The following is a 26,077-nucleotide window of genomic DNA, read 5'->3' on the forward strand; positions in this document are numbered from 1 at the left end:
AATGAATAACACACGTTTTGTAGTGATTTGTACGAGAACTGGAGCGGCGTGTCCCCGTAGCAGGGATGCTGTTGGCGAATCCGGTCGGCCATGTCGGCTGCCCAGCATGTGTGCCAGAAGTCGTGAACACTAAATCGATTTAGTGCTCACGACTTCCACGGAGGATGGCCCTGCTGCGGATTTGCCAACAGGGTCAGCAGGGCGGTGAGAGTGGCGATCGGGGCGCACTCATCCCCTCGACCGAGCCGGGCGAGCGGGCCGGCCCGGAACCGAGGAGGTCCCCGCCGGTCACCGTCGAGCACCGCCTCCACGGCCTTGCCCCCAAGGCCTCCGCGCGGCCGATCCCACCGAAGGGCGCCTCCCGCGCCGCAGCACTCGAACATCAGCTCGACGGCCGTCATTCTCTTCGAGAACGAGGCCCGCGCGGCGTCACACCCAGAGCGCTCCCCTTGGTACCGGTGGTTCCCGGCGCGGGGATCACGGGCCTCACCCCGGCACGGCCAGGTCGAACCACACCGCCTTGCCGTCCGGCCGCACCAGTCCGCCATACGGGACGGTGGGGTCGGTCCCCCAGCGCCCGTCCGTGAAGGCGTCCACCAAGTACAGCCCCCGCCCACCCTTCTCCCACGCCTCGGGCGCCAACTCCCTCATCACCGGCGGGTTCTTGTCCCCGTCGTACACGACGACCCGTACGCCCGTCGGCTCCACCGACAGCCACAGCGCCGAGCCGTCCCCCTTGGCGTGCACACAGGCATTGGTGACGAGCTCGGAGGTGCACAGGGTCGCCGCGTCGATCAGCGCGTCGAGTCTTTGAGCACGCAGGACGGAGGCGACGAAGTCGCGGGCGATGTGGGGGGAGGTTTCGAGGGGTGGACAGAAGAGGGTGCATTCGGGCACGGGTCATCAACTCCGTCGCGCTGACAGTGGCTTGGGGTTCGGTCAGTTCCCTGCCGGGTCGGTGGCCTCGCCCCGGACGCCGACGGTCCGCGGTGGCACTTCCAACGGGTGGCAGGCAGGGGAGAGTTGCGGACGAGTGACCGATCGGACACTCTCCGTGAGGACGAGACGACGGTAGCCGGTATATTTGCAACACCGCAACCGCGTCGATGGAATTGCCCTGAACTCCGTGGTGGTTGAGTTGACGAAGCGGCAGACTCAGGGGTGATCGCAAGGAGGACTCCATGCCCCCAAGGGCCAACCCCACCGCACGTCAGGGGCGCCTTGGTGCGGAACTGCGCAAGTTGCGCGAGGCGGCAGGCGTGGTGTCCCGCGACGTCGCGGCTTGGCTGGGCACGAGCCAGGCGCAGATCAGCAACATCGAGGCCGGTAAGCACGGAATCAGCGAGGAGCGACTTCGCAAACTCGCCGAGCACTACGCCTGTGATGACGTCGAACTCATCGAGGCACTCGTCGGCATGGCGAACGATCGGGCCAAGGGCTGGTGGGAGGAATACCGGGACCTACTGCCCGCCAAAGCTCTTGACCTCCCCGAACTGGAGCACCACGGCACGTACATCCGCACCTTTCAGGTCGCGCACATCCCGGGACTCCTCCAGACGGAGGACCACATCCGGGCGGCTTCATTGTTCGTCGAACCGCAGCTGCCGGAGAGCGATCGGGGCAACCTCATCGCGTTCCGCCTACGCCGTCAGCAGGTTCTCGACACCGGACGTCCGTACGAAGCCGTCATTCACGAGGCGGCCCTACGGATGCGCGTCGGCGGCCCCAAGGTGGCCCGCGCCCAGATGGAGCGCATTCTCCAGGAGTCAGAGCGGGGGTCGGTCACCATCAAGGTCATTCCGTTCGCAGCAGACGACTTCGCGGGCGCGGGCCAGTCGATGCTGTACATCGGCGGCAAGGCGCCCCAGCTCGACACGGCGCAGGTCGACACCGGCAACGGAAGCCTCTTCGTGGATGCCAGCGCCAAGCTCCAGCGCTACCGGACCCGATTGGAACGCATCGACAGCACCGCCCTCATGCCTGCGCCGTCCCGCGACCTCATGCGCAGCATCGCCCAGGAACTCTGAAAGGCAGACCATGTCCTCGACCCTCCACTGGCAGAAGTCGTCCTTCTCTTCGGGCGACGTCGACGAAGACTGCCTGGAGATAGCCGCCTCCCCCACCACCCTCCACCTCCGCGAAAGCGACCACCCCACCACCCTCCTCGCCCCCTCCCCCGTCGCCCTCCACGCCCTGCTCACCCTCGTGAAACGGGCGCCGGCGGCACGCCGGTGAGTTCGTCGAGTTTGCGGGCGGACGGGCTGCCGGGTTCGGCGTGGTGGACGACGAGAAGTTGACCCTCCGCACCGGCGAGCAGGAGCCGTTCGTAGCGCAGCTCCAGCCGTCCCACCTGCGGATGGTCCATCTGTGACGCGCCGGTGCCCTGGGGGCTGACGTCGTGGCGGGCCCACAGGCGGCGGAAGGTCTCGCTGGCCGCGGAGAGCTCGTTCACCAACTCCACGACGCGTGGATCACTGGCGTCCGGGCCGATCAGGGCGCGCAGGCCGGCGACGGCGCGGATGGTCATCTCGCCCCAGTTGAGGTAGAGCGAACGTATGCGCGGGTCGAGGAACGCGGACCGTATGGCATTGGTGCCCGGCTGGTTGCCGGGAGACAGCGCGACAGCCAGGGGGTTGGCCGCCAGGACGTCCATGTAGCGGTTCAGGACCACGGCAGGGGTGCTCGCCCAGGACGTGGTGATCAGTTGCTGAATGCCGGGAGGAACCCGCTCGGCGCCGGAAGGCGGGCCGCCGCGGCGCGGAGCGGGGGTGGCGAGGGCGTGCAGGTGCCGGGTCGCGTCCGGGTCGAGCCGGAGCGCGCGGGCGAGGGCGTCGAGGACGGCCGGTGAGGGGTTCTGGTCGCGCCCTTGCTCCAGGCGCAGGTAGTACTCACTGCTGATACCGGCGAGCAGGGCGACTTCCTCGCGGCGCAGGCCGGGCACACGGCGGCGACCCCCACCGGACAGGCCGACGTCCTTGGGATCGACGAGGTCACGACGCGCTCGGAGGTAGTTGCCGAGGTGGTTGGCGCTCACATGCCCCACGGTACGAGGCATTCTTTCCTGGTCCTGGCACTACCAGTGTTGACACGGCCCTGGCTGGAGTCGGGGCGCGGAGCAACGATGACGATGACAGCGACACGGATACGGATACGGATACGGATACGGAATGGTCCTTCCTGTTTCCGTGCACAAGACTCCGTCTGGAAGGGGGGCGCAGTGAGCAGCCCCGCACAGCAACGTCCGGCCGTCGGCTTCATCGGTCTGGGAGACCAGGGCGCTCCCATGGCCCGGGCGATCGGGGACCGCGGTTTCGACCTCCATGTGTGGGCCCGGCACCCGAAGTCGCTGGACGCGGTGGCCGACGTACCGCACACCGCGCACGCCACGGTCGTCGATCTCGTGGCCGCCGGCGACATCCTGGCGCTGTGCCTGCGCGACGACAGCGACATCTGGGACGTTCTGAACACCCCGGGCGTACGCGAGCACCTCCGGCCGGGGACGGTGGTCGTCAATCACGGCACCGGAGATCCGGCCGAGAACGTGAAGATCGCCGAGTCCCTGCGCGGCCTTGGCGCCCCCTACCTGGACGCTCCGGTCAGCGGCGGCGGCCCGGGGGCGAGGGCACGCACCCTGACCACGTTCGTCGGCGGCGACGAGGACGCCTTCGAGCGGTGCTCACCGGTGTTCGCCACCTTCTCCACGCGCGTCAGCCGCATGGGCCCGGTCGGGAGCGGCCAGATGACCAAGCTCCTCAACAACGCGATGACGATGTCGAACCTGAAGAATGCCGTGGACCTGATCCGCCTCGCCCAGCAGCTCCACGTGGACATCCCGGCCGTCCTCGACGTGATCTCCGTCAGCAGTGGAGGCAGCGCCGCACTGCGGGCGCTCGGCACCGCCATCCCCCCCGAGAACGCCCCCCACCTGCAGGGTTTGATGCGCAAGGACATTGAGCACTTCGCCGACGCCGTACGCGCCCAGGGCCTCGACCCGGAGGAACTGCGCCACCGTGCCCTGGCCGGCGCCGACGGCCTGGTGGAGGCGGTCGCCCTCGCGACCGCACCGGGTCGGCGGGCCTGAACCCCGCGCCGTCTCACAAACTCACAAACCCACCAACTCGCAGCCCCACAGACTCACAAAAGAAATCTGATCATGACTCGTATCACGACCCCCTTCGGCTTCTCCTCCACCGCCGACGAAGTGGCCCGCGGTATCGACCTCTCCGGACGGCGAGTGATCATCACCGGCGCCACCTCGGGCATCGGCATCGAGACCGCCCGGACCCTGGCAGCCACCGGCGCCCGGGTGACGCTGGCCGTACGCGACACGACAGCCGGTGAAGCAACCGCCGCCGACATCACCCGGACCACCGGCAACAAGGACATCCACGTAGCCCGCCTCGACGTCTCGGACCCGACGTCGGTGGACGCCTTCGTACAGGCGTGGGAGGGGCCGCTGCACATCCTCGTCAACAACGCCGGGATCATGGCCACGCCCGAACTCGAACGCACTGCCGAGGGCTGGGAGATGCAGTTCGCAACCAACCACCTCGGCCACTTCGCCCTGGCCACCGGACTCCATGACGCGCTGGCCGCCGACGGCAACGCGCGGATCGTGGTCGTCAGTTCCAGCGGCCATCTGATCTCCCCGGTCGTCTTCGACGACATCAACTTCCGCTACCGCCCCTACGACCCGCTGGTGGCCTACGGCCAGTCCAAGACCGCCACCGTGCTCTTCGCCGTCGAGGCCGGCCGCCGCTGGGCGACCGACGGGATCACCGCCAACGCGCTGATGCCCGGCGCCATCGCCACCAACCTCCAGCGCCACACCGGCGGCCTCAGGACGCCGCCCGAGCGACGCAAGACCCCCCAGCAGGGCGCCGCGACCTCCGTGCTGCTGGCCACCTCCCCTCAGCTGGAAGGCATCGGCGGCCGCTACTTCGAAGACTGCAACGAAGCCGTCCCGGTCTCCGACGGCAACGGCTGGGCCAGTGGCGTCGCACCCTACGCACTCGACACCGCCAACGCGGAACGCCTCTGGGACGAGTCCCTCCGGCTCCTGTCCTGATCGACCCCCTGGCCCGGGCCCGTGTCAGTCGGTCTCCAGCGGCCTTCCCCGTTCATGCCGCCGCGCGAACCCGGTACGGGCGGCGGCGTGGGCGGCGAGCAACGGATACCGCTCCTACACGCCGATCCCCGTGCACGCCCTGCGCGCCTATCGAGGACTCGCGGGTGCCGCCGGGGCTGTCGTGGCGCATTCTGCGGCAACGTCTTGACCGGATCGCCACACGAACCGTGGCGCTGCTGCGCGCGGGCGCGGACCTGGCCGCCGTCGTCGCGTCCGCCCGGGAATCGGACGGCGGTGGAGTGGAGTGCCGGTGACCGGGTCGGTCAGCCCTCGAAGCGGTATCCCATGCCGGGTTCGGTGATGAGGTAGCGGGGGTGGGAGGGGTCGGTCTCCAGTTTGCGGCGGAGTTGGGCCATGTAGACGCGGAGGTAGTTGGTCTTGTTGCTCTGCGAGGTGCCCCATACCTCCTGGAGCAGGTGGCGCTGGGTGATGAGCCGGCCGGGGTTGGTGATGAGGATCTCCAGCAGGTGCCACTCGGTGGGGGTCAGGCGGACGTCGCGGCCCGCGCGGGTGGCCTTCTTCGCGAGCAGGTCGATGGTGAAGTCGTCGGTGGTGACCAGGACCATGTCGGGGGCCAGCGGTGCGGTGTCGGTGCGGCGGACGGCGGCGCGCAGCCGGGCGAGGAGTTCGTCCATGCTGAAGGGTTTGGTGATGTAGTCGTCGGCGCCCGCGTCGAGGGCGGCGACCTTCTCGCCGGAGGAGCGGCGTGCGGACAGGACCAGGACGGGGACGCGGCTCCAGCCGCGCAGGGCCTTGATGACGTCCGTGCCGTCCATGTCGGGCAGTCCGAGGTCGAGTACGACCACGTCGGGCTGGCGGGCGGCGGCGAGGCGCAGTGCGGTGGCGCCGTCCGGGGCGGCGTCGACTCCGTATCCGCGGGCCTGCATGTTGATCACGAGCGCCCGGACGAGTTGCGGGTCGTCCTCCACCACCAGCACCCGGGTCATGGGGATGTGCCTTTCCTGTTGTGGGGGTCATGGCTGCGGGAGCCGGCGGGGGTGAAGGGGTGTTTCCCTTGTTTCCCTTGTCCGTCGGCTCCCGCAGGGGTGCGTGTGGGTCCGTCAGCTCTTCGCGAGGAGTTCCTTGAGTGCGATGTTGAGTTCGAGGACGTTGACGCGGGGCTCGCCGATGAAGCCGAGGGTGCGGCCGTCGGTGTGCTGGTCGACGAGCTTTTGCACCTCGGCGACCGGCAGGCCGTTCCTGGCCGCGATCCGGTGGACCTGGATGCCGGCGTAGGTGGGGGAGATGTCCGGGTCCAGGCCGGAGCCGGAGGACGTCACCGCGTCGGCGGGCACGTCGGGGGGTTTGACCGTGTAGCCGTCGACCGAGTTGTCCTTGATGACGGCCTTCTTCGCGGCACTCACCCAGTCGATCAGGTCCTTGTTGTCACCGGAGCGGTTGGTGGCGCCGGACAGGATCAGCTTGTACTGGGTGTTGACGCTGTTGGCGCCCAGGCCGTTCTGCGGGCGGCCCTGGAACCACTTCAGGTCCGCGTCCGGGGTCTCCTGGCCCTTCTTCAGGGGCAGGTTGTAGGCCTGCCCGATCAGGGAGGAACCCACCACCTTGCCGTCCGCCTTGATCTCCGAGCCGTTCGCCCGGCCGGGGAACAGGCCCTGGGCGACGCCGGTGAGGGCCAGCGGATACAGCACACCGCACACGACGGTCAGGACGAGGAGGGCCCGCAGGCCCGCCCACAGCAGCCGGGCCGTGTTCGTAACCGAGTTGTTCATAGCCGATCAGCCGATTCCGGGGATGAGGGAGATGATCAGGTCGATGATCTTGATGCCGATGAACGGGGCGATCAGCCCGCCGATCCCGTAGATCCCGAGGTTGCGCCGCAGCATCCGGTCGGCACTCATCGGCCGGTACTGCACACCCCGCAGGGCGAGTGGCACCAGCGCGATGATGATCAGCGCGTTGAAGATGACCGCGGACAGGATCGCCGAGTCGGGCGAGGACAGATGCATGATGTTGAGCTTGTCCAGGCCCGGGTAGACCGCCGCGAACAGCGCCGGGATGATCGCGAAGTACTTCGCGACGTCGTTGGCGATCGAGAACGTCGTCAGCGCGCCCCGGGTGATGAGGAGCTGCTTGCCGATCTCGACGATCTCGATGAGCTTGGTCGGGTTGGAGTCGAGGTCGACCATGTTGCCGGCCTCCTTGGCGGCCGACGTGCCGGTGTTCATCGCCACACCGACGTCCGCCTGCGCCAGCGCGGGGGCGTCGTTGGTGCCGTCACCGGTCATCGCGACCAGCTTGCCGCCCGCCTGCTCCCGCTTGATCAGCGCCATCTTGTCCTCGGGCGTGGCCTCCGCGAGGAAGTCGTCGACACCCGCCTCGTCCGCGATGGCCTTGGCCGTCAGCGGGTTGTCACCCGTGATCATGACCGTGCGGATACCCATCCGGCGCAGCTCGTCGAACCGCTCCCGCATGCCCTCCTTGACGACATCCTTCAGATGGATGACGCCCAGGATCCGGGCACCTTGCGCGTCCTCGACCGCGACCAGCAGCGGGGTGCCGCCCGCCTCGGAGATCCGATTCGAGAGGGTGTCGGCGCCCTGGGACACCTCGCCGCCCTGTTCGCGGACCCAGGAGATGACCGAACCGGCCGCGCCCTTGCGGATCCTGCGTCCGTCGACGTCCACACCCGACATCCGGGTCTGGGCGGTGAAGGCGATCCACTCGGCGCCCGCGAGTTCACCCTGGTGACGCTCGCGCAGCCCGTACTTCTCCTTCGCCAGCACCACGATCGAGCGCCCCTCGGGCGTCTCGTCCGCCAGCGACGACAACTGCGCCGCATCCGCGACTTCGGCCTCGGTGGTGCCGGTCACCGGCACGAACTCGGCGGCCTGCCGGTTGCCCAGCGTGATCGTGCCGGTCTTGTCCAGCAGCAGCGTGGAGACGTCACCCGCGGCCTCGACCGCACGCCCCGACATCGCCAGGACATTGCGCTGCACGAGGCGGTCCATGCCCGCGATACCGATCGCCGAGAGCAGCGCACCGATCGTCGTCGGGATCAGACACACCAGCAGCGCCACCAGGACCACCATGGTCAGGTGCGTGCCCGCATAGTCCGCGAACGGCGGCAGCGTCGCGACGGCCAGCAGAAAGACGATCGTGAGGGACGCGAGCAGGATGTTCAGCGCGATCTCGTTGGGCGTCTTCTGCCGGGCCGCGCCCTCGACCAGGGCGATCATCCGGTCGATGAACGTCTCGCCCGGCTTCGTCGTGATCTTGATGACGATCCGGTCCGAGAGGACCTTCGTGCCGCCGGTCACGGCCGAACGGTCGCCGCCGGACTCACGGATGACCGGGGCCGACTCACCGGTGATGGCCGACTCGTCGACGCTCGCGACACCCTCGACGACGTCACCGTCGCCCGGGATGATGTCACCCGCCTCACACACGACCAGGTCACCCACCCGCAGTTCGGTGCCGGGGACCTGTTCCTCGGTGGAGCCGGTCAGGCGGCGGGCGATGGTGTCGGTCTTGGCCTTGCGGAGGGTTTCCGCCTGGGCCTTGCCGCGGCCCTCGGCCACCGCCTCCGCCAGGTTGGCGAAGATCACGGTCAGCCACAGCCAGGCACTGATCGCCCAGCCGAACCAGTCCCCCGGGTCCTTGAAGGAGAACACCGTCGTCAGAACCGAGCCGACCAGGACCACGAACATCACGGGCGACTTGACCATCACCCGCGGGTCCAGCTTGCGCACGGCGTCCGGCAGCGACCTCAGCAGCTGCTTCGGGTCGAACAGACCCGCGCCGACCCGCCCTTCGTCCTTGTGGCCGGTCGGCACATCACTGTGCGGCGCCCGGGTCGGAGTGACTGTGGACATCGAGTCCTCTTGCTTCTCTATCCGAGTGGTCATGACGCCAGCCCCTCGGCCAGCGGACCCAGCGCCAGGGCCGGGAAGTAGGTCAGACCGGTGATGATCAGGATCGCGCCCACCAGCAGACCCGTGAACAGCGGCTTCTCGGTGCGCAGGGTGCCCGCGGTCGCCGGGACCGGCTTCTGCTCGGCCAGCGAACCCGCCAGCGCCAGCACGAACACCATCGGCAGGAAACGGCCCAGCAGCATCGCCAGCCCGATCGTGCTGTTGAACCACTGCGTGTCCGCGTTCAGACCCGCGAACGCCGAACCGTTGTTGTTCGCACCCGACGAATACGCGTACAGGATCTCGGAGAAGCCGTGCGCCCCGCTGTTGGTCATCGAATTGCCGGGCGTCGGCAGCGCCATCGCCGCGGCCGTGAAGACGAGCACCAGCGCCGGGGTGATGAGGATGTAACAGGCCGCGAACTTGATCTCACGCGTCCCGATCTTCTTGCCCAGGTACTCCGGCGTGCGCCCGACCATCAGCCCGGCGATGAACACCGCGATCACCGCCATGATCAGCATGCCGTAGAGACCCGAACCGGTACCACCGGGTGCGATCTCACCCAGCTGCATGCCCAGGATCGTGATGCCGCCGCCGAGGCCGGTGAACGAGGAGTGGAAGGAGTCCACCGCACCCGTCGAGGTCAGGGTGGTCGACACCGCGAAGATCGACGAGGCGCCGACACCGAACCGCTGCTCCTTGCCCTCCAGCGCACCGCCCGCGATCTGGAACGCCGGGCCGTGGTGGGCGAACTCCGTCCACATCATCAGCGCGACGAAACCGACCCAGATCGTCGCCATCGTGGCGAGGATCGCATAGCCCTGCTTCAGGCTGCCGACCATACGGCCGAAGGTGCGGGTCAGCGCGAACGGGATGACCAGGAGCAGGAAGATCTCGAACAGGTTGGAGAACGGCGTCGGGTTCTCGAAGGGATGCGCGGAGTTGGCATTGAAGTAGCCGCCGCCGTTGGTCCCGATCTCCTTGATGGCCTCCTGCGAGGCGACCGCACCGCCGTTCCACTGCTGCGAGCCGCCCATGAACTGGCCCACCGAGTGGATCCCCGCGAAGTTCTGGATGGCGCCGCAGGCGACCAGGATGATCGCGGCGACGACCGAGAGCGGCAGCAGGATACGGACCGTGCCGCGCACCAGGTCCGCCCAGAAGTTGCCGAGCTCACCCGTGCGCGAACGCGAGAAGCCGCGTACGAGCGCCACCGCGACGGCGATGCCGACCGCGGCCGAGACGAAGTTCTGCACCGCCAGACCACCGGTCTGCAGGACATGACCCATGGCCTGCTCGCCGTAGTACGACTGCCAGTTGGTGTTCGACACGAACGACGCGGCCGTGTTGAACGCCTGGTCCGGATCGATGGCGGCAAAGCCCAGCGAGCCCGGCAGATGACCCTGCAGACGCTGCAGCAGATAGAGGAAGAGGACACCGACCGCGGAGAAGGCCAGGACACCGCGCAGATAAGCCGGCCAGCGCATCTCCGTGTTCGGATTGGCACCGATGCCCTTGTAGATCCACTTCTCGACACGCCAGTGCTTGTCGGAGGAGTAGACCCTGGCCATGTAGTCGCCGAGGGGAATGTAGGCGAGCGCCAGCGCCGCTATCAGCGCGAGCAGCTGGAGCACGCCGGCGAGGACGGGACTCATATCGAGACTCAGAACCTCTCCGGGAAGACGAGGGCAACAATCAGATAGCCCAGCAGAGCGACGGCCACGACCAGACCGACAACGTTCTCGGCAGTCACAGCTTCGTCACCCCCTTGGCGACGAGGGCCACCAGCGCGAACACCGCGATCGTGGTGACGACGAAGGCCACGTCGGCCATCGTGAGCTCCTAGAAGAGGTACGGAACGAACGGACGGTTAGAAGGAAAGCGCCTCTCTGGCCGGATTTGGCCACCGTTGACACCTCCCATACGGCGGCCCATACGCCTTTGACGCATCCCATACGTCCGGGCAGAAGCGGAAACCGGGAGAGGGTCGGGAGAAGGGTCAGGAGAGGCGGAACCGCACACGTACCGACACACGTACGACGCTATGGGGCGGCCCGGCGCCCTGCGCTCGGAGGCCAGCCGAACGAGTGGGACCCCCCGGCTTCCACTCCTCCCGGGCGTCCTTGTCGCAACCTTGACGCCGGGGCCATCAGAGACCCGTCAAAGCATGCTGACCCCGGCCCCTCCTGTCTCTACGGTCGTTCTCATGGAACGCCGCAACCGCCGCTACGACGCGCGCAACGCGGTCGACGCACCCACGACACCCCTCGCGGAAGTGGCACGCGACCGCCTCTGGGCCCAGGATCTGCGCAGCTCGATCCGCTGCGCCGCCGCGCTCCTCGCCCTCCTCCTGCTCATCGACTGGGGAGCGGGCACCCTCACGGCCCTGCGCGCCACCCTGTGGATCACGCTCGCGGCGCTGCTGTTCCTGGTGCTGTACCCCACCCGCGTCGCCGCGGGTGAGGGCTGGCTGGCCGCGCGCGGGCTGCTGCGCACCCGGCGGGTGCGGACCGACCACCTGGTGTCGGTGCGCTGCCTGGACGGTGTCGGACAGCGGCTCGTCCTGCGGGACACGTTCGGCGCGCGCGTCGAGATCGACCCTCGTGTCCTGGTCGCCAACCCTCCGCTGTGGCACCGCCTGGACCAGGACGCCCGGGTCTCCGCCCGGCGCGCCACGCTGACCTGCGGAACGACCGCGCTGAACCGCGTCTCGGAACGGATCGACCGCGAAACGGCGCTGACGGTGTTCAGGGTGTCGGGGCTGAAGTAGGAAGTAGCTGAAGTAGGAAGTAGCCGACGGCTCACGGCTCTTCAAATCCGGACCCAGTCAGGCGTCCCTGGACCCTGTCAGGCGTCCCTGGACCCTGTCAGGCGTCCCTGGACCCTGTCAGGCGTCCGTCGTCCGACCCGTCGTGTCCAGTGCCCCGCCCGTCCGGTCGGCGAGGGCGACGGCCACCAGCCGGGCCTGGAGGGGCGGCACGGCACCCGGACCGGGGGTGAGCATGAAGCGGCCTACGTAGTGACCGCCCGCGTACGTACGCAGTTCTGTCTCGCCGTCCGGCCAGCCCCGGCCGTCGATGTCCCAGCGCTTGCGGCCGACCGTGACGCATCCGTCCGGTTCCAGCCGTGCCGGGTGCCCCAAGAGGGTGCCGAACTCGAAGCGGCAGGCGCGCAGGCCGAGGAGTTCGATCAGCTGACCGCGGACGTGGTCGACCACGGCGTCCGGGGAGGTGCTGGAGCCGGCGAGGTCGGCCGTCTCGTGGATACGGGCCAGATAGCCCGCGTCCGTCACGGTGATCACTTCGAGGCGGCGGGCCCGGGCCGCGAGCTGGGAGACGATCAGTCCCACGACCAGGAGCAGCGCCGCCGTCCCGATGTCGGTGGAGTCGGTCATGCCGAACCCCTGGTACGGGCGGGTGAGGAAGAAGTCGAACCAGGCCGTCGCCGACAGCGCCGCGAGCGCGCCCGCCGTACGGCTGCCGAGGGCGGCGACCGCGACGACCACCACGACCAGGATCAGTGCCGCGTTCGTGTGCGACAGGTCCGTGCGGAAGGGGACGAGGATGAGCGCCGTCGCGAGGGGACCCAGGAGGCCCGCGGCGAGTGCCGTCCAGCCCCGCGACGGAAGACGTACCAGCGAATGAGACGTCATGCGGCGACCAGTCATGGGGCGGCCGCTCATCGGACGGCCGGTCGTCGCGCCGCCGGTCATCGGACGGCCGGTCGTCGCGCGGCCGGTTGCCGGGGCGCGCGGCGTCGGATCGTCGGGCACCGGATCGCGCGGTGTCCGGGCGCGCGGGCTCGGATGGCGCGGACGGTGGGCCAAAAGGTGGTGAGCCGGTCGAGCCGGCGGATTGCCGGTCATTTCTCGTCGCCTCCTGCGCTCATAATCCCCCCTCCGCGGTCCCTGTGCCACGGGGATGCCCGGCCTGCTCGGCGAAGGGCGGGCCTCCGGCCGGGCCCCGGGAGAGAGCCGGTCCCGGTCCGGGCCCCGTGGTGTTGTCGGTGTCGGCCGGTCAGCCGACGTGGACCCGCGGGCGCCGTGCGCGCACCGGCTCGGCCTCGCGGAGGACCTCGCGGGTGACGGGGGCGACCTCGCCCTGGCCGAAGAGGAAGAAGCGGAGGAAGTTGGTGAAGGGGTTGCCCTCGGTCCACTCGAAGTAGACGTGCGGAATGCAGCCGGTGCTGTCGCGGACGTGCAGGAGCAGCGCGGCCAGGGCGTTGGGGACGGAGGAGGACTCCAGCGTCAGGACCCGGTAGCGCTTGTGCAGGACTTCGCCGCGTACGGTCAGGCCCGCCTCGAACTCGGAGGGGTCGAGGATGGTGACCTCGACGAAGACGAAGTCCTCCTGGGACGGGACGTCGTTGTCGGCGCGGATCTGCTCGATCTTCTCGCGGTACTCGGTGAGGTCACGGGTGTCGGGCTCGTTGGCGATGAACCGGATCCGCCGACTGGCTATGTCCCGTACGAACCGCTCCGCCATGTCGTCCAGATGCACACTGGTCACCCGCAGCTCGAAGGCGCGGGCCAGCCGGGAGAGCAGCGAGACGAGGATGATCCCGGCGATGAAGCAGGCACCGATCTTGACACCGTCGGGGCGCTCGATGACGTTCACCACGGTCGTGTAGAGGAAGACCGCGGAGATGACGGCGAAGGCGACGGTCCAGTTGCGCTGGCCGGCCTTGCGCGCGGCGATGGTCACGGCGATGGCGGCGGAGCTGATGAGGACGAGGACACCGGTGGCGTAGGCGCCGCCCTGTGCGTCCACGTTCGCGTCGAAGATCCAGGTGACCAGGAACGCCACCAGGGTGAAGACGATCACCATGGGGCGGACGGCGCGCGCCCAGTGCGGCGCCATGCCGTAGCGGGGCAGATAGCGGGGCATCAGGTTGAGCAGTCCGGCCATCGCGGAGGCGCCCGCGAACCACAGGATCGCGATCGTGGAGACGTCGTAGACCGTGCCGAAGGCATTGCCGAGGTACTCGTGGGCCAGATAGGCGAGCGCGCGGCCGTTGGCCTGGCCGCCCGTCTTGAACTCGTTCTCCGGGATGAGGAGGGTGGTGATGAAGCTGGTCGCGATCAGGAAGACGCTCATGATCACGGCGGCCGTGGTCAGCAGCTTCTTCGTGCCCCGGATACGGCCGGTCGGCTTGGCCTCGGTGTCCTCGGGGTCGCCCTGGACGTGCGGCATGACCGCCACACCGGTCTCGAAGCCGGAGAGACCGAGGGCCAGCTTCGGGAAGACCAGGAGGGCGACACCGACCATGGCAAGAACGTTTCCGTGCTCGGCGGTGAGCCCGTTCGTCCAGTCGGTGACCACGTGCCCGGCGGTGGCCACGTGCCAGAAGCCCACGACCACGACCACCACGTTGAGCGACAGATAGATCCCCACCAGGACCACCGCGACGCCGATCGCCTCCAGGAAGCCCTTGAGGAACACCGCGCCGAGCAGCGCCACCAGGACGAGCGTGATCAGCATCTGCTTGTCGTGCAGTGTGCTGGTGAGGTGCGGGTTCTCCACCAGGTGGGTGGAGGCGTCCGCCGCCGACAGGGTGATGGTGATCAGGAAGTCGGTGGCGGCGAAGCCCAGCAGCGTCAGGACGAACAGCTTGCCCTTCCAGAACGACAGCAGCCGCTCCAGCATCGCGATCGAGCCCTCGCCGCGCGGGCTCTCCTCGGCCACCCGCCGGTACACCGGCAGTGCGCCCGCCAGAGTGACGATCACCAGCACGATCGTGGCCACCGGGGACAGCAGCCCGGCGGCCAGGGCGGCGATGCCGGGCTGGTAGCCCAGCGTGGAGAAGTAGTCGACACCGGTCAGGCACATCACCCGCCACCAGCGCTGGCCCCGGTGCACGGGCTCCGGCTGGGCGTGCGGCCCCTGGGGGGCCTTGCCCATGTCGGCCATCCCCTCCAGCATCCACGCGCGCAGCCGACTCGTCCGCGGGTCGGTGTGGGTGGTGGCCATCGGTGTGCTCCTGACGTGCTGCCAACGTGGGATTCCTGCCGCCGGACGGACGGCCGGGTCAGCGTATGCAACCAGTGATCCACAGGCCTGGGGTCCCGCGCATGTGGAGAGCCCGCGCAGAACCCTGTCGAGAGCAACGTTTCCGCTTGTCCGTGCCGCCCATTGTGGTCACGGAGAGCGCCGTCGGCACCACGAGGAGCGGTCGGATCCATACGTGTTCCATACGTGTTCCATACGACTTCCTGACGGGTCCGCCACGCCGTCCGGGCGAGTCCGCCACGGGGTCCCATACGGCTTCCTGACGAATCCACCACGCTTCTCGTACGGCTTCCCGTACGGGGTCTCATACGGGGTCTCATACGGCTTCTCCCTCGCCGGCCCCGCCGACCTCGCCGGCCTGGTCGGTCCAGCTCGCCGGCCTGGACGGTCCAGCTCGCCAACCTGGTCGGTCCAGCTCGCCGACCTAGTCGGTCCGGTCGGCCTCGTCCAGCGGGCGGCCGCCGCTCACGGTGAAGCCGATCACCGCGCCTCCCCCGTCCCGCCGGAAGGCGAACGGTGCTCCGCCGTGGCCGGTGGCCACCTCGCGGACGATGGAGAGGCCGAGGCCGGAGCCGGGCAGGCTGCGGGCGTCGGCGGCACGGTAGAAACGGTCGAAGAGGCGGACGAGATCGCCCTCGGCGATGCCCGGACCACGGTCGAGGACCTCGATCCGGACGTTGCCCGGACGGCCGTGGCCGCCGACGGGGCCCGTGACGGCAATCTCGATCGGCGCCCCGCCGTCGCGGTCGAACTTGGCCGCGTTCTCCACCAGATTGGACATCGCCCGCGCCAGCGCCGTGGGACGACCGTCGACCGTCGTGTCGCCGCCCACGTGCACCACGATGTCCCGCCCGCTCCGCCGCCGGGAGGCGATCGCGACGTCCTCGGCGAGGTCGGCCAGGTCGATCCGCTGCACGGGTTCGGTGTCGGACTGCCCGGCCGCGAGCGCGACCAGCTCATTGACGAGGTCGGTCAGTTCCCGGGACTCCTGGGCCAGGTCGGCGACCAGTTCCTCACGGGCGGCGGGCGGCAGCTCGTCGATACGCCGGAGCATGGAGATGTTGGTGCGCAGCGAGGTCAGCGGCGTACGGAGTTCGTGTCCCGCGTCCTGGACCAGGCGCCGCTGGTCCTCCTCGGACTGGGCGAGCCGGCCGAGCATCCGGTCGAAGGAGCGGCCGAGCCGGGCCACCTCGTCGTATCCGGCCACCGGCACCTGAATGCCGAGCCGCCCGGTGCGCGCCACGTCCTCCGCGGCCCCGGCGAGCCGCACCAGCCGCCGGGTGATCCGCCGGGCCAGCCACCAGCCGAACAGCCCCGCCGCGATCACCACCGCCGACACCAGCAGCACGGTCCGCTGCTGCAGCTCCCGCAGCAGATCCTCCGTGTCGCTGAGCTGCTGGGCCACCTGCACCGCGCCCCGCCCGCCGCCGAGCGCGACGGTCGCCACCCGGTAGCGGTCGCCGACGACGTCGACCTCCCGGTGCTCCAGCCAGCGGGCCGCGGTCGCGGACCGGGCGATCTCCCGGTCGGCGGCGGTGACAGGCAGGGCGGGCCTTCCGCGGTCGGTGACCGCCCCGTCACGCCCGAGCACCTGCACATCCGTACGGCTGGGCCGGATGATGTCGTCCACCGGCCCGTCGTGATCGGGGTCGGAGGACGAGAAGTCGCCCGGGTCCAGCGGGGCCTCGCGCACCTGTTCGCGCAGATCCTGCACGACCTCGGAGAAGACGGTCTGCTGGTCCACGCGCACCAGCCGGGCCGCGGCATCGTAACTGAGGAAGCCGACGAGGACGGTGACGGCGGCGGCCACGGCCGCGAAGGACAGGGTGAAGGTGGCACGCAGGGAGGACAGCCGCCGGGGCCGCAGCCCCGCGAGCCGTCCGGGGGACACTCAGTCCTCCCTCAGCACATACCCCACGCCGCGCACCGTGTGGATCAGCGCCGGGGCACCCGGCCCGTCCAGCTTGCGCCGCAGATACCCCACGTACACGGCGAGGTTCTTGGAGCCGGGGCCGAAGTCGTAGCCCCAGATACGGTCGTAGATCGTGGCGTGGTCGAGGACGATGCCCGCGTTGCGGACCAGGAGTTCGAGCAGTTCGAACTCGGTACGGGTGAGCTCCAGCTCACGCTGTCCGCGCCAGGCCCGGCGCGCCTGGATGTCCATACGCAGCCCGGCCGCGCCGATCTGCCCCTGCGCCTCCCGCGCCGCGGACGCCAAGCCCGAACCCGAACCCGACGCCGAACCCGACGCCGAACCCGACGCCGATGCCGAACCTGACGCCGATGCCGATGCCGAACCCGACGATGACGCCATGGACGCCGCGGACGACGCCGCCACGTCCACGGGGGCGCCGTTCGCCGGACCGGCCCGGCGGAGCAGGGCCCGCAGCCGGGCGAAGACCTCCTCCACGTCGAACGGCTTGACCACGTAGTCGTCCGCCCCCGCGTCCAGGCCCGCGATCCGATCGGCCGTCTCCACCAGCGCGGTGAGCATCAGGATCGGCGTACGGTCCCCCTCCGCGCGCAGCACCCGGCACACCTGCAGCCCGTCGATGCCGGGCATCATCACGTCCAGCACGAGGACGTCCGGTGGGGTGCGGTGGGCCTGGGCCAGCGCCTCGACGCCGTCCGCGACGGCCGTCACCTCATAGCCCTCCAGCGTCAGCGCCCTTTCCAGGGCATGGCGGATGGCACGGTCGTCCTCGGCGAGCAGCACATTCTGGGGCACCCCACCAGTCTGCCTGCACCCCGGACGCGTACCACCTGATGAGTGGGGGTGAGAGCGGGCTTCTTACCCGGCTCTCACCGTTCCCCAGGTCCGGGCGGCAGCGACTCCGCCGCGAACTACGGTCGCAGCGCGGCGAGTTGCTGCTCGAAGGGGATGACCTCCAAGCCGCCGCCGTGCGTACCGGGCAGGTCGGGCTCCGAGGACTGGGCAGGCACGGCACGCCGTACCGCCGTGGTCCCCGTCATCAGCATGCCCAGTTCCCCGGCCGCCCGGTCGATCCGCTCGGCCAGGCCTTCCGCGCCCCAGTCCTCGGAGGCGGCATACACCGCGGTCGGGACGACGACGGCCCGCAGGTAGGCGAAGAGCGGGCGCAGGGCGTGCTCCAGGACCAGGGAGTGGCGGGCGGAGCCGCCGGTCGCGGCGATCAGGACGGGCTTCCCGCTCAGGGCGTCCTGGTCGAGCACGTCGAAGAAGGACTTGAACAGGCCGCTGTAGGAGGCGGAGAAGACCGGGGTGACGACGATCAGTCCGTCCGCCGCGGTCACCGCCTCCTGCGCCGCGGCGAGGGCCCGCCCGGGAAAGCCACTGGTGAAGTTGTGGGCGATCTCGACGGCGAGGTCGCGCAGCTCGACGACGACGACCTCGGTCTCCTCGGACATTCCGCGGACCGTCGCCGCTGCCAGCCGGTCGGCCAGCAGCCGCGTGGACGACGGGACACTCAGCCCCGCCGAGACGACGACGAGCTTCATACCGTGCTCACCTCCTGAGCGGTGGCCACCAGGGCCTGATGGGTCGGCGCGTCCGGCACGTCGGCCGGACGGTCCTTGGCGAACTCCGCACGCAGCACGGGCACGACCTCCTCGCCCAGCAGGTCGAGCTGCTCCAGCACGGTCTTCAGCGGCAGCCCCGCATGGTCCATCAGGAACAGCTGGCGCTGGTAGTCACCCGCGTACTCACGGAAACCGAGCGTCTTCTCGATGACCTGCTGGGGCGAGCCGACCGTCAGCGGCGTCTGGTCGGTGAACTCCTCCAGCGACGGTCCGTGCCCGTAGACGGGCGCGTTGTCGAAGTAGGGCCGGAACTCACGCACCGCGTCCTGCGAGTTCTTCCGCATGAACACCTGCCCGCCCAGGCCGACGATCGCCTGCTCCGGCGTGCCGTGCCCGTAGTGCGCGTACCGCTCCCGGTACAGCTCCACCATCTGCTTGGTGTGGTCGGCCGGCCAGAAGATGTTGTTGTGGAAGAAGCCGTCACCGTAGTACGCCGCCTGCTCGGCGATCTCCGGCGAGCGGATCGAGCCGTGCCACACGAACGGCGGCACACCGTCCAGCGGCCGGGGCGTGGAGGTGAACGACTGCAGCGGCGTACGGAACTTCCCCTCCCACGTCACCACGTCCTCACGCCACAGCCGGTGCAGCAGCGCGTAGTTCTCCACGGCGAGGTTGATGCCCTGGCGGATGTCCTTGCCGAACCAGGGATACACCGGCCCGGTGTTCCCCCGCCCCATCATCAGATCCACCCGTCCGTCCGCCAGGTGCTGCAGCATCGCGAAGTCCTCGGCGATCTTCACCGGGTCGTTGGTGGTGATCAGCGTGGTGGACGTGGACAGGATGAGCTTCTCCGTCCGCGCGGCTATGTAGCCGAGCATCGTCGTCGGCGACGACGGCACGAACGGCGGGTTGTGGTGCTCGCCGGTGGCGAAGACGTCGAGGCCGACCTCCTCGGCCTTCTGCGCGATCGCGACCATGGCCTTGATCCGCTCGCCCTCCGTCGGCGTACGGCCCGTGGTGGGGTCCGGCGTCACATCGCCGACACTGAAGATCCCGAACTGCATGGTCGCTCACCCTCCAAGTTGTTTACGATTCAACTATACCCCCAAACGATTCCCCCCACTCGACTATTCCGCGTGCCCTACGTCGAGGGGCAGAGGCCCGGCACCGCATGCGTGCCCGGCACCCCATACGTGCCCGGCACCCCATGCGTGCCCGGCACCCCATGCGTGCCTGACACCGCATGGACGCATGGCATCGCATGGACGCATGGCATCGCACGCACACCCGGCATCACACGCACGTCCGGCATCACAAGCGCACGTAGAGTTCGATGTCCTCTCGGAACTCGGTGAGCGCCTGGTCGGTGAGGGTGGGACGGGTGTCGGCGACGGCGGCGAGGTAGTCCTCGGTACGGGCCGGCGTCCCCCGGCGGTCGGCGACCTCGCGTTCGAACGCGGCCTGCGCACCCTTGCGGGCGGCGAACTCGATGTCGGCGGGGGTGAACATCTCGGTGGCCGCCACCAGCCGGTGCAGCTCGACCCCGTCGGCGGCGGGGCCCAGATAACGCCGCCAGATCGCCTGCCGGGCGGCCGGATCGGGGGGACCGACCGGTATGACGTAGTCGAACCGGCCGGGGCGCAGGAACGCCGGATCGAGGGAGCGGACGGAATTCGTGGCGCAGATCAGCAGCCGGTCGTCGTGGTCGCGGAAGCCGGGGATCAGCTTGAGCAGCTCGTTCGTGACTCCATGGCCCGGGTCGACGGCCAGTCCCGACCGGACGCCGGCGATCTCCTCGACCTCGTCGATGAACAGCAGAACGGTCTCCAGCCCGGCCAGATCGGCGAAGGTCTCCCGCAGCGAGGCGGCCAGACCCCCGGCGCCGTCCGCCGCGAGCCGGGAGGGGAAGAGCTCCACGAACGGCCACTCCAGCCGGGAGGCGACCGCCCGCGCGAAGCTGGTCTTGCCGGTACCCGGCGGCCCGAAGAGGATGACCCCCTTCGGCGGCCGCACCCCGTACCGGTCGGCCAGCGCGGGCTCGGCCAGCGGCAGCACGATCCGCCGCTCGATGGCCTCCTTCTCCCGCTCCATCCCCGCGAGGGCGGTCCAGAGCCCCTGCGGCTGGACCCTCCCGCCGAGCTCCGCGAGCAGACCCGCGTCGCTCGCGCCGAGATGCTCGACCTTCTCGTAGAAGATCAGCCCCTCACGGATCCGGTAACCGGAGTTCTCCAGGGCCGTGGCTCCGGTGGCCTCCGGGACGAGCAGCGCGCTGATCCGGCGCATCCCCTGCAGACGCAGGCGCCGCTCCAGCTCGGCGACCAGGGCGCTCCCGATCCCCCGATTGCGCCACCTCCCCGCGAGCGCCACCAGCGTGATCCAGGCCCGGTCGCCCTGGGTCTGCGCCACCGCCATGCCCACCAGGTCCTCGCCGACCACCGCGACGACCGCGGGCCCGCCCGCCCTGGCCGCGGCCATCACCTCGGAGATGGGGAACGCGGGAGGCGAATCGCCCGGCTGCCGGTCCTGGTCCCAGATCTGGACAGCACGGTCCAGGTCGTCGTCGTGGAAGTCCCGCAATCGCCACGTCGGCATCATCGCCGCCTCTTCGACGCCATGACCGTGTCCCGTTCGACGCCATGACCGTGTCCCGCCGCCGCCCGTTCTCCCTGCCCATTCTCCGCGCGGAGCACCGGCCCGGCGACCGGGCGGGGAGCGGGGCGAGGGCCGCCGGTGGACCAGGCGGGGCGAGGACTGCCGGCGACCAGGCGGAGCACGGACTGCCGCTGACCAGGCGGAGCGCGGCGCGCCCGGAACAACCCCTTGACCGCGCCCGCCCCTCTCCGCCACATTTACCTGCGTGACGCAGATACTGCACGCCGCAAAAGATACGGAAGAATCCGCACCCCTGCCCGCCCGAACCCGCTGGGCCATCCTCGGTGTGGTCCTCGCCGCCGATGTCCTCGACCTCCTCGACGGCACCCTCACGAACATCGCCGCCCCCACCATCGCGAAGGACCTGGGCGGCGGCGCCTCCCTCATCCAGTGGCTCGGCGCCTCCTACGCCCTCACCCTCGGCGTACTCCTCGTCCTCGGCGGACGGCTGGGCGACAAGTACGGCCACCGCCGCCTGTTCCTCACCGGCCTCGCCGGATTCACCGCCGCCTCGGTGGCCTGCGGCCTCGCACCGAACCCCGGCGCGCTCGTCGTCGCCCGTCTCGTCCAGGGCGCCTTCGGAGCACTCGTCGTCCCGCAGGGCTTCGGCATCCTCGGCGCCACCTGGCCCCGGGACCGGATCGGCAGCGCCTACAGCCTGTTCGGCCCCGTCATGGGGCTCTCGGCCGTCGGCGGACCGATCCTCGGCGGGTTCCTCATCGACACGGACCTCGCCGGCCTCGGCTGGCGCTCGATGTTCCTCATCAACCTCGCCCTCGGCGGCGCCGCCCTCCTCGCCGCCGCCCGCCTGCTTCCCCGCGACACCCGCAACACCGGCGACACCCGCGACACCACCGGCGACATCGGCGACACCGGCGACACCGGCGACGGCTCGGTCACCGTCGACATCCCCGGCGCCGCCCTCCTCGGCGCCACCATGCTCGCCCTGCTCTCCGGCCTCATCGAGGGTTCGGCACACGGCTGGGCTCCCACAAACATCCTGCTCATCGCCGCCGGGGTCGTCTTCTTCGCCCTCTTCTGCCACCGCCAGCGCACCGCCGACAGCCCCCTGATCCGGCCCTCCCTGCTCCACAACCGCGGCTTCACCTCGGGACTCGTCCTCGGCATCGTCTTCTTCGCCGCCGTCGCGGGCCTCCTCTACGTCGTCTCGCTCTTCCTGCAGCAGGGCCTCGGCCGCTCCCCCACGGGCGCCGCGCTCGGCCTCATGCCGCTGTCCGCCGGCATCGTCATCGCCTCGATCGCCTGCTACCGGCTCATCGGCGCGCTGGGCCGCCGCCTCGTCCTCCTCGGCCTGCTCATCACCCTCGCCGGGATCGGCCACCTGCTCGCCCTCACGGCCACCTCCGGCACGGACACCGGCGGCTGGGCCCTGGTCCCGCCCCTGCTCGTCGTCGGCCTCGGCATGGGCACCTGCTTCGGTTCGCTGTACGACGTGACCGTCGGTGACATCGCGCCGGAGGAGGCGGGCAGCGCCGGCGGCTCCCTCGGCGCCGTCCAGCAGCTGGCGAACGCGGTCGGAGCCGCCGCCGTCACCACCGTCTACTTCAGGACCGGCGGCGGCCAGGCCCACGCCACCGCGGTGAGCCTCACCGTGGTCGCCGCGATCACCTTGCTGTGCGTCCCCCTCGTACGCCTGCTGCCGCTCAGGGCCCCGGAGGAACGGCACCACTGAGAACTCAGGAGATGTCGGGCACCGCCGAGAACTCAGGAGATGTCGGGCACCGCCGAGAACTCAGGAGCTATCGGGTACCGCCGAGAACTCAGGAGGCATCCGGCAGCACCGACAACTCAGGGGATCAGAACCAGCCGCCCCCGCAGCCCGCCCTCCGCCAGCCGGGCGTGCGCCTTGGCCGCCTCGTCCAGCGTGTACGTCCCGGCGACCCGGGTCGTGAGCACCCCCTCGTCGACGAGCGCCACCAGTTCCGCGAGGCGCGCCCCGTCGGCAACCACCCCCACCGAGTCGGTCCGCACGCCCCGTACGGACGCCGGATGCGTCGGCGGAATGACCCCCACGTACGCGCCGCCGTCCCGCACCCACTCCAGCGCCGCCTCCCCGAGGACCGCCGCGTCCAGCACGCCGTCCACACTGCCCGCGGCGACCCCGTCCGAGGCGAAGTCGGCCGCCCCCAGCGACCGTACGAGCTCCTCGTCGGCCTCGCGGGCCACCGCCGTCACCGAAACACCCTGCCGTGCGGCGAGTTGGACCGCGTAACCGCCGACCGCGCCCGCCGCGCCCGTCACCAGCAGGCGCTGCCCCGGCTCCAGGGCCAGCAGATCCAGGGCCTGGGCCGCGGTGAGGGCGTTCAGGGGCAGGGTGGCGGCGTGCACGGCGTCGACCGAGGCGGGCGCCTTGGCCACCGCGTCCGCGTCCACGACCACGTAATCGGCGTGCGTGCCGAGGGACTTGGCCGTCCCGTGCGACAGCGCCACCACCTCGTCCCCGACACTCCACCCGGTGGCCCCGCCCGTCGCGTCGACGGTCCCGGCCACGTCCCAGCCGAGTCCGAACCGCCCGCCGGCGCCCCCGAAGCCGCCCGCACGGACCCCCGCGTCGACCGGGTTGAGCGCGGCGGCCGCGACCTTGATCCGTATCTGCCGGGCGCCCGGCTCCGGCACCGCGGTCTCCACGATCTCCGCGGCTTCCGGCCCGCCGAACGCCGTCACGACTACTGCACGCATGCCGACTCTCCCTGGTTGAGTACGTTCTGCCCGGGTATCCCTCCCGTTGCTGCAACCCTAGGAAGAGTTACTCTCCATTGGTAAGTGCGCACCTGAAGGTGCGTTCGTCACCCGGAGGTGAGCCATGGCGACCACGACCGCGGCCCAGCGGCGCGAGCAGGCACGGATCGAGTACGACGCGTTCATCCGGAGCTGCCCCACCAACCAGCTCCTGGACCGCATCAGCGACAAATGGATCAGCCTGGTCGTCAGCGCGCTCGCCCAGGCCGACGGGCCGTCGATGCGCTACAGCGACCTGAGCCGCAAGATCGCGGGCGTCAGCCCCAAAATGCTGACGCAGAGCCTGCGTTCACTGGAGCGCGACGGCATCGTGATCCGCACGGTGACCCCGTCCGTACCCGTACGCGTCGACTACGAACTGACCCCCCTCGGCGCCAGCCTCGCCGGCCTGCTCTCCGCCGTGAAGGACTGGGCGGAGCTGCACATCGAGGAGGTCAACGAGGCACGGAAGCGTTACGACGACGCCTCGTCCGCGGTATCCACGGCATCCACGGCGTCCGTGGCGTCCGTGGCATCCACGGCGTCTGCGGCGTCTGCGGCGTCCTGAAAGTCCCCGCCCCGCAGACGCGCGATCTGCTCCGCGCTCAGATCCACCGTGCGGCGCATGTGCCCGATGATCAGGGCGAGTTCATCGTCCGCCAGCTCGTCGAACAGCGCGTACCAGCCACCGCCCAGCCGGTCCCACACCCGCCCGAACTCGGCCACCTTCTCCGGCACGGTCGCCACCAGCACCCGCCGCCGGTCGACGGCGTCCCGCTGCCGTACGACATAGCCCGCCTTCTCCAGCCGGTCCACGAGCCGCGTCGCCGAGCCGGTCGTCAGACCGGTCAGCTCCGCGATCCGGCCGGTCGTCACCGGCCCGCCCTCCAGACTGAGCAGGTTCACGCACTGCATGTCCGTGGGGTGCAGCTTCAGCCGGTCGGCGAGGGCCTGGTTGAAGAGGGCGTACGACGCCATGTAGCGCCGCGAGACGGTGGACAGCTCGTCGAGCAGCCGCGCACGCGCGTTCCCGGCCATGACCACACCCTTCGTCTGCGTCGTGCAGAAAGCGTACGACGCAGAAGGCGTACGACGCAGAGAGCGCCGGACGGGAACAGACAGCGCCTTGAGCCAGAAGGCCCATAAGGCTCATACGGCTCATACGGCCTAGAAGGCGTACGAGTCCCCGGTGTCCAGCACCAGCACCCGCTCCTGGTCGTTCCCGCGATCGCGGTCCAGCGCGCCGCCGCTCCACACCGTGTCGATCTCCAGCGTCACCTCGGACGGCGCGTCCCGCAGCCGTACCTCCAGCCGGATCTCGTCCCCCGGCTCGTTCGGGGCCAGCGCACCCGTCCGGCACACCACCACCCGTTCGCCCGAGCGCGCGCAGCCCCCCGGCAGCCGCTGCGCATCCGCGAGCGGGGCGGACCAGCTCAGCTGGACCGTGGCTTCGTCGACGGTGCTCGGGCCGTGGTTCTGCGGGGTCAGCCGCAGATCGACGAGCCCGTCCGCCATGGTCACCGAGCCGTGATAGGCGAGATCGGCCTCGGGAACGAGAGCGGCGGCGGACTGCGCCCCGCCCACCGTCAGAGCCGCCCCGGCACCCAGCACGCACAGCTTCCGCATCCGCAGCCGAATCCGCATGACGTCATTTCCTTTGTTCGGAACACCCACGCATTCACCAGGTCACCCGATGTATGCCACCCCTGGCCCCGGACAGGCGCCGTCCATCAGGTGACGGAAGCCGTGGCTGCCACCCCTGGAAGCCGCGGATGCCGCCCGTGCGAAGGTGACCGCATGCTGATCGTCCGTTCCGCCGCCCTCTTCGTCCTCGCCGCGCTGTTCGAGATCGGCGGCGCCTGGCTGGTCTGGCAGGGCGTGCGCGAGCACCGCGGCTGGCTCTGGATCGGCGCGGGCGTCATGGCGCTCGGCGTCTACGGCTTCGTGGCGACGCTCCAGCCGGACGCCGAGTTCGGTCGCGTCCTCGCCGCGTACGGCGGAGTGTTCGTCGCCGGCTCCATCGTCTGGGGCATGGTCGCCGACGGCTACCGCCCCGACCGCTGGGACGTGACCGGCGCCCTGATCTGCCTCGTCGGAATGGCCGTGATCATGTACGCGCCGCGCGGCGGCAACTGAGCCCACGGCCCCGCGGAGGCCGACCGCCTGCCTATCCTGACAAG

The 26,077-nt window shown here is 70.0% G+C and carries 24 protein-coding genes and 1 pseudogene; 8 read left to right on the plus strand and 17 right to left on the minus strand.

Going from position 1 to position 26,077, the window contains the following annotated elements; translation table 11 throughout:
• Positions 1 to 486: 486 nt before the first annotated feature.
• Positions 487 to 897: an ATP-binding protein gene (locus tag RV986_RS22375; protein WP_475919099.1), complete on the minus strand. Its 411-nt coding sequence runs from the start codon at positions 895 to 897 to the stop codon at positions 487 to 489.
• Between the two features lie 284 nt (positions 898 to 1,181).
• Between RV986_RS22375 and RV986_RS22380 the strand changes: the two genes are divergently transcribed.
• Both RV986_RS22380 and RV986_RS22385 read left to right on the plus strand, forming a co-directional pair.
• Entirely contained in the window at positions 1,182 to 2,027 is an 846-nt protein-coding gene (locus RV986_RS22380) for a helix-turn-helix domain-containing protein (RefSeq protein WP_475919100.1), read from the plus strand.
• A gap of 10 nt (positions 2,028 to 2,037) precedes the next feature.
• Positions 2,038 to 2,235, plus strand: coding sequence for a DUF397 domain-containing protein (locus RV986_RS22385; protein WP_475919101.1), 198 nt, complete (start codon positions 2,038 to 2,040; stop codon positions 2,233 to 2,235).
• Here the strand turns inward: RV986_RS22385 and RV986_RS22390 are convergent.
• Positions 2,198 to 3,034 (minus strand): helix-turn-helix domain-containing protein, encoded by an 837-nt coding sequence (locus RV986_RS22390; RefSeq protein WP_475919102.1) that lies wholly within the window; start codon positions 3,032 to 3,034, stop codon positions 2,198 to 2,200. The two genes, RV986_RS22385 and RV986_RS22390, sit on opposite strands and share 38 nt — an antisense overlap.
• A gap of 183 nt (positions 3,035 to 3,217) precedes the next feature.
• Here RV986_RS22390 and RV986_RS22395 point away from each other — a divergent pair, with 183 nt between their 5' ends.
• Together RV986_RS22395 and RV986_RS22400 are read left to right on the plus strand one after the other, a co-directional pair.
• Positions 3,218 to 4,081, plus strand: coding sequence for an NAD(P)-dependent oxidoreductase (locus tag RV986_RS22395; RefSeq protein WP_475919103.1), 864 nt, complete (start codon positions 3,218 to 3,220; stop codon positions 4,079 to 4,081).
• 72 nt (positions 4,082 to 4,153) lie between these two features.
• Positions 4,154 to 5,068 carry an SDR family NAD(P)-dependent oxidoreductase gene (locus RV986_RS22400; protein WP_475919104.1) on the plus strand — a complete coding sequence of 305 codons (915 nt, stop codon included), beginning with the start codon at positions 4,154 to 4,156 and terminating at the stop codon, positions 5,066 to 5,068.
• 323 nt (positions 5,069 to 5,391) lie between these two features.
• Here the strand turns inward: RV986_RS22400 and RV986_RS22405 are convergent, their stop codons facing one another.
• The 5 genes from RV986_RS22405 to kdpF form a co-directional block, all read right to left on the minus strand.
• Positions 5,392 to 6,075 (minus strand): response regulator, encoded by a 684-nt coding sequence (locus tag RV986_RS22405; protein WP_475919105.1) that lies wholly within the window; start codon positions 6,073 to 6,075, stop codon positions 5,392 to 5,394.
• Between the two features lie 114 nt (positions 6,076 to 6,189).
• Positions 6,190 to 6,858 (minus strand): potassium-transporting ATPase subunit C, encoded by a 669-nt coding sequence (locus tag RV986_RS22410; RefSeq protein ID WP_475919106.1) that lies wholly within the window; start codon positions 6,856 to 6,858, stop codon positions 6,190 to 6,192.
• Positions 6,859 to 6,864: 6 nt separating this feature from the next.
• Positions 6,865 to 8,961, minus strand: coding sequence for a potassium-transporting ATPase subunit KdpB (gene kdpB, locus RV986_RS22415; RefSeq protein WP_475919107.1), 2,097 nt, complete (start codon positions 8,959 to 8,961; stop codon positions 6,865 to 6,867).
• Between the two features lie 29 nt (positions 8,962 to 8,990).
• Positions 8,991 to 10,655, minus strand: a complete 1,665-nt coding sequence (gene kdpA, locus RV986_RS22420; protein ID WP_475919108.1) for a potassium-transporting ATPase subunit KdpA — start codon at positions 10,653 to 10,655, stop codon at positions 8,991 to 8,993.
• Between the two features lie 8 nt (positions 10,656 to 10,663).
• A complete protein-coding gene (gene kdpF / locus RV986_RS22425) occupies positions 10,664 to 10,753 on the minus strand; it encodes a K(+)-transporting ATPase subunit F (RefSeq protein WP_475915688.1) in 90 nt (29 codons plus the stop codon).
• Between the two features lie 453 nt (positions 10,754 to 11,206).
• Between kdpF and RV986_RS22430 the strand changes: the two genes are divergently transcribed.
• On the plus strand, positions 11,207 to 11,770 hold the full coding sequence (locus tag RV986_RS22430; protein WP_475919109.1) for a hypothetical protein: 564 nt from the start codon (positions 11,207 to 11,209) through the stop codon (positions 11,768 to 11,770).
• Positions 11,771 to 11,887: 117 nt separating this feature from the next.
• Here the strand turns inward: RV986_RS22430 and RV986_RS22435 are convergent, their stop codons facing one another.
• The 7 genes from RV986_RS22435 to RV986_RS22465 form a co-directional block, all read right to left on the minus strand.
• The gene (locus RV986_RS22435) at positions 11,888 to 12,652 is read right to left on the minus strand and encodes a DUF4118 domain-containing protein (RefSeq protein ID WP_475919110.1); all 765 of its coding nucleotides are present in this window, start codon (positions 12,650 to 12,652) and stop codon (positions 11,888 to 11,890) included.
• A 364-nt stretch (positions 12,653 to 13,016) separates the two neighbouring features.
• The gene (locus RV986_RS22440; RefSeq protein ID WP_475919111.1) at positions 13,017 to 14,969 is read right to left on the minus strand and encodes an APC family permease; all 1,953 of its coding nucleotides are present in this window, start codon (positions 14,967 to 14,969) and stop codon (positions 13,017 to 13,019) included.
• A gap of 463 nt (positions 14,970 to 15,432) precedes the next feature.
• Positions 15,433 to 16,899, minus strand: a complete 1,467-nt coding sequence (locus RV986_RS22445; protein WP_475919112.1) for a sensor histidine kinase — start codon at positions 16,897 to 16,899, stop codon at positions 15,433 to 15,435.
• Entirely contained in the window at positions 16,900 to 17,736 is an 837-nt protein-coding gene (locus tag RV986_RS22450) for a response regulator transcription factor (protein WP_475919113.1), read from the minus strand.
• A gap of 116 nt (positions 17,737 to 17,852) precedes the next feature.
• Complete coding sequence (locus RV986_RS22455) at positions 17,853 to 18,485, minus strand: CE1759 family FMN reductase (RefSeq protein WP_475919114.1); 633 nt, start codon at positions 18,483 to 18,485, stop codon at positions 17,853 to 17,855.
• Entirely contained in the window at positions 18,482 to 19,570 is a 1,089-nt protein-coding gene (locus RV986_RS22460) for an LLM class flavin-dependent oxidoreductase (RefSeq protein WP_475919115.1), read from the minus strand. The genes RV986_RS22455 and RV986_RS22460 overlap by 4 nt, the downstream gene beginning before the upstream one ends.
• A 247-nt stretch (positions 19,571 to 19,817) precedes the next feature.
• A complete protein-coding gene (locus RV986_RS22465) occupies positions 19,818 to 21,098 on the minus strand; it encodes an ATP-binding protein (RefSeq protein WP_475924378.1) in 1,281 nt (426 codons plus the stop codon).
• Positions 21,099 to 21,363: 265 nt separating this feature from the next.
• On the opposite strand from RV986_RS22465, the gene RV986_RS22470 reads away from it, so the two are divergent.
• Positions 21,364 to 22,851: an MFS transporter gene (locus RV986_RS22470; protein ID WP_475919116.1), complete on the plus strand. Its 1,488-nt coding sequence runs from the start codon at positions 21,364 to 21,366 to the stop codon at positions 22,849 to 22,851.
• A 116-nt stretch (positions 22,852 to 22,967) separates the two neighbouring features.
• Here the strand turns inward: RV986_RS22470 and RV986_RS22475 are convergent, their stop codons facing one another.
• Entirely contained in the window at positions 22,968 to 23,858 is an 891-nt protein-coding gene (locus RV986_RS22475) for an NADP-dependent oxidoreductase (RefSeq protein WP_475919117.1), read from the minus strand.
• A gap of 124 nt (positions 23,859 to 23,982) precedes the next feature.
• Between RV986_RS22475 and RV986_RS22480 the strand changes: the two are divergent.
• Positions 23,983 to 24,378, plus strand: a pseudogene (locus RV986_RS22480) (winged helix-turn-helix transcriptional regulator); the annotation flags it as partial.
• Here RV986_RS22480 and RV986_RS22485 read toward each other — a convergent pair.
• Positions 24,372 to 24,935, minus strand: a complete 564-nt coding sequence (locus RV986_RS22485; RefSeq protein WP_475919118.1) for a MarR family winged helix-turn-helix transcriptional regulator — start codon at positions 24,933 to 24,935, stop codon at positions 24,372 to 24,374. The pseudogene RV986_RS22480 and the gene RV986_RS22485 sit on opposite strands and share 7 nt — an antisense overlap.
• Before the next feature lie 129 nt (positions 24,936 to 25,064).
• Entirely contained in the window at positions 25,065 to 25,541 is a 477-nt protein-coding gene (locus tag RV986_RS22490) for a hypothetical protein (RefSeq protein ID WP_475919119.1), read from the minus strand.
• A 153-nt stretch (positions 25,542 to 25,694) separates the two neighbouring features.
• On the opposite strand from RV986_RS22490, the gene RV986_RS22495 reads away from it, so the two are divergent.
• The gene (locus RV986_RS22495) at positions 25,695 to 26,033 is read left to right on the plus strand and encodes a YnfA family protein (protein WP_475919120.1); all 339 of its coding nucleotides are present in this window, start codon (positions 25,695 to 25,697) and stop codon (positions 26,031 to 26,033) included.
• Positions 26,034 to 26,077: the final 44 nt, after the last annotated feature.

This window comes from Streptomyces sp. RLA012 (assembly GCF_056270325.1).

What these genes read in the sequence shown, in the direction of transcription:
- kdpB (WP_475919107.1), bottom strand. Translation starts at nt 8,961, where the DNA reads ATGTCCACAGTCACTCCGACCCGGGCGCCGCACAGTGATGTGCCGACC.
- RV986_RS22440 (WP_475919111.1), bottom strand. Translation starts at nt 14,969, where the DNA reads ATGGCCACCACCCACACCGACCCGCGGACGAGTCGGCTGCGCGCGTGG.
- RV986_RS22380 (WP_475919100.1), top strand. Translation starts at nt 1,182, where the DNA reads ATGCCCCCAAGGGCCAACCCCACCGCACGTCAGGGGCGCCTTGGTGCG.
- RV986_RS22430 (WP_475919109.1), top strand. Translation starts at nt 11,207, where the DNA reads ATGGAACGCCGCAACCGCCGCTACGACGCGCGCAACGCGGTCGACGCA.
- RV986_RS22485 (WP_475919118.1), bottom strand. Translation starts at nt 24,935, where the DNA reads ATGGCCGGGAACGCGCGTGCGCGGCTGCTCGACGAGCTGTCCACCGTC.
- RV986_RS22400 (WP_475919104.1), top strand. Translation starts at nt 4,154, where the DNA reads ATGACTCGTATCACGACCCCCTTCGGCTTCTCCTCCACCGCCGACGAA.
- RV986_RS22475 (WP_475919117.1), bottom strand. Translation starts at nt 23,858, where the DNA reads ATGCGTGCAGTAGTCGTGACGGCGTTCGGCGGGCCGGAAGCCGCGGAG.
- RV986_RS22435 (WP_475919110.1), bottom strand. Translation starts at nt 12,652, where the DNA reads ATGACGTCTCATTCGCTGGTACGTCTTCCGTCGCGGGGCTGGACGGCA.
- RV986_RS22410 (WP_475919106.1), bottom strand. Translation starts at nt 6,858, where the DNA reads ATGAACAACTCGGTTACGAACACGGCCCGGCTGCTGTGGGCGGGCCTG.
- RV986_RS22405 (WP_475919105.1), bottom strand. Translation starts at nt 6,075, where the DNA reads ATGACCCGGGTGCTGGTGGTGGAGGACGACCCGCAACTCGTCCGGGCG.
- RV986_RS22460 (WP_475919115.1), bottom strand. Translation starts at nt 19,570, where the DNA reads ATGCAGTTCGGGATCTTCAGTGTCGGCGATGTGACGCCGGACCCCACC.
- kdpA (WP_475919108.1), bottom strand. Translation starts at nt 10,655, where the DNA reads ATGAGTCCCGTCCTCGCCGGCGTGCTCCAGCTGCTCGCGCTGATAGCG.
- RV986_RS22385 (WP_475919101.1), top strand. Translation starts at nt 2,038, where the DNA reads ATGTCCTCGACCCTCCACTGGCAGAAGTCGTCCTTCTCTTCGGGCGAC.
- RV986_RS22495 (WP_475919120.1), top strand. Translation starts at nt 25,695, where the DNA reads ATGCTGATCGTCCGTTCCGCCGCCCTCTTCGTCCTCGCCGCGCTGTTC.
- RV986_RS22455 (WP_475919114.1), bottom strand. Translation starts at nt 18,485, where the DNA reads ATGAAGCTCGTCGTCGTCTCGGCGGGGCTGAGTGTCCCGTCGTCCACG.
- RV986_RS22490 (WP_475919119.1), bottom strand. Translation starts at nt 25,541, where the DNA reads ATGCGGATTCGGCTGCGGATGCGGAAGCTGTGCGTGCTGGGTGCCGGG.
- RV986_RS22465 (WP_475924378.1), bottom strand. Translation starts at nt 21,098, where the DNA reads ATGCCGACGTGGCGATTGCGGGACTTCCACGACGACGACCTGGACCGT.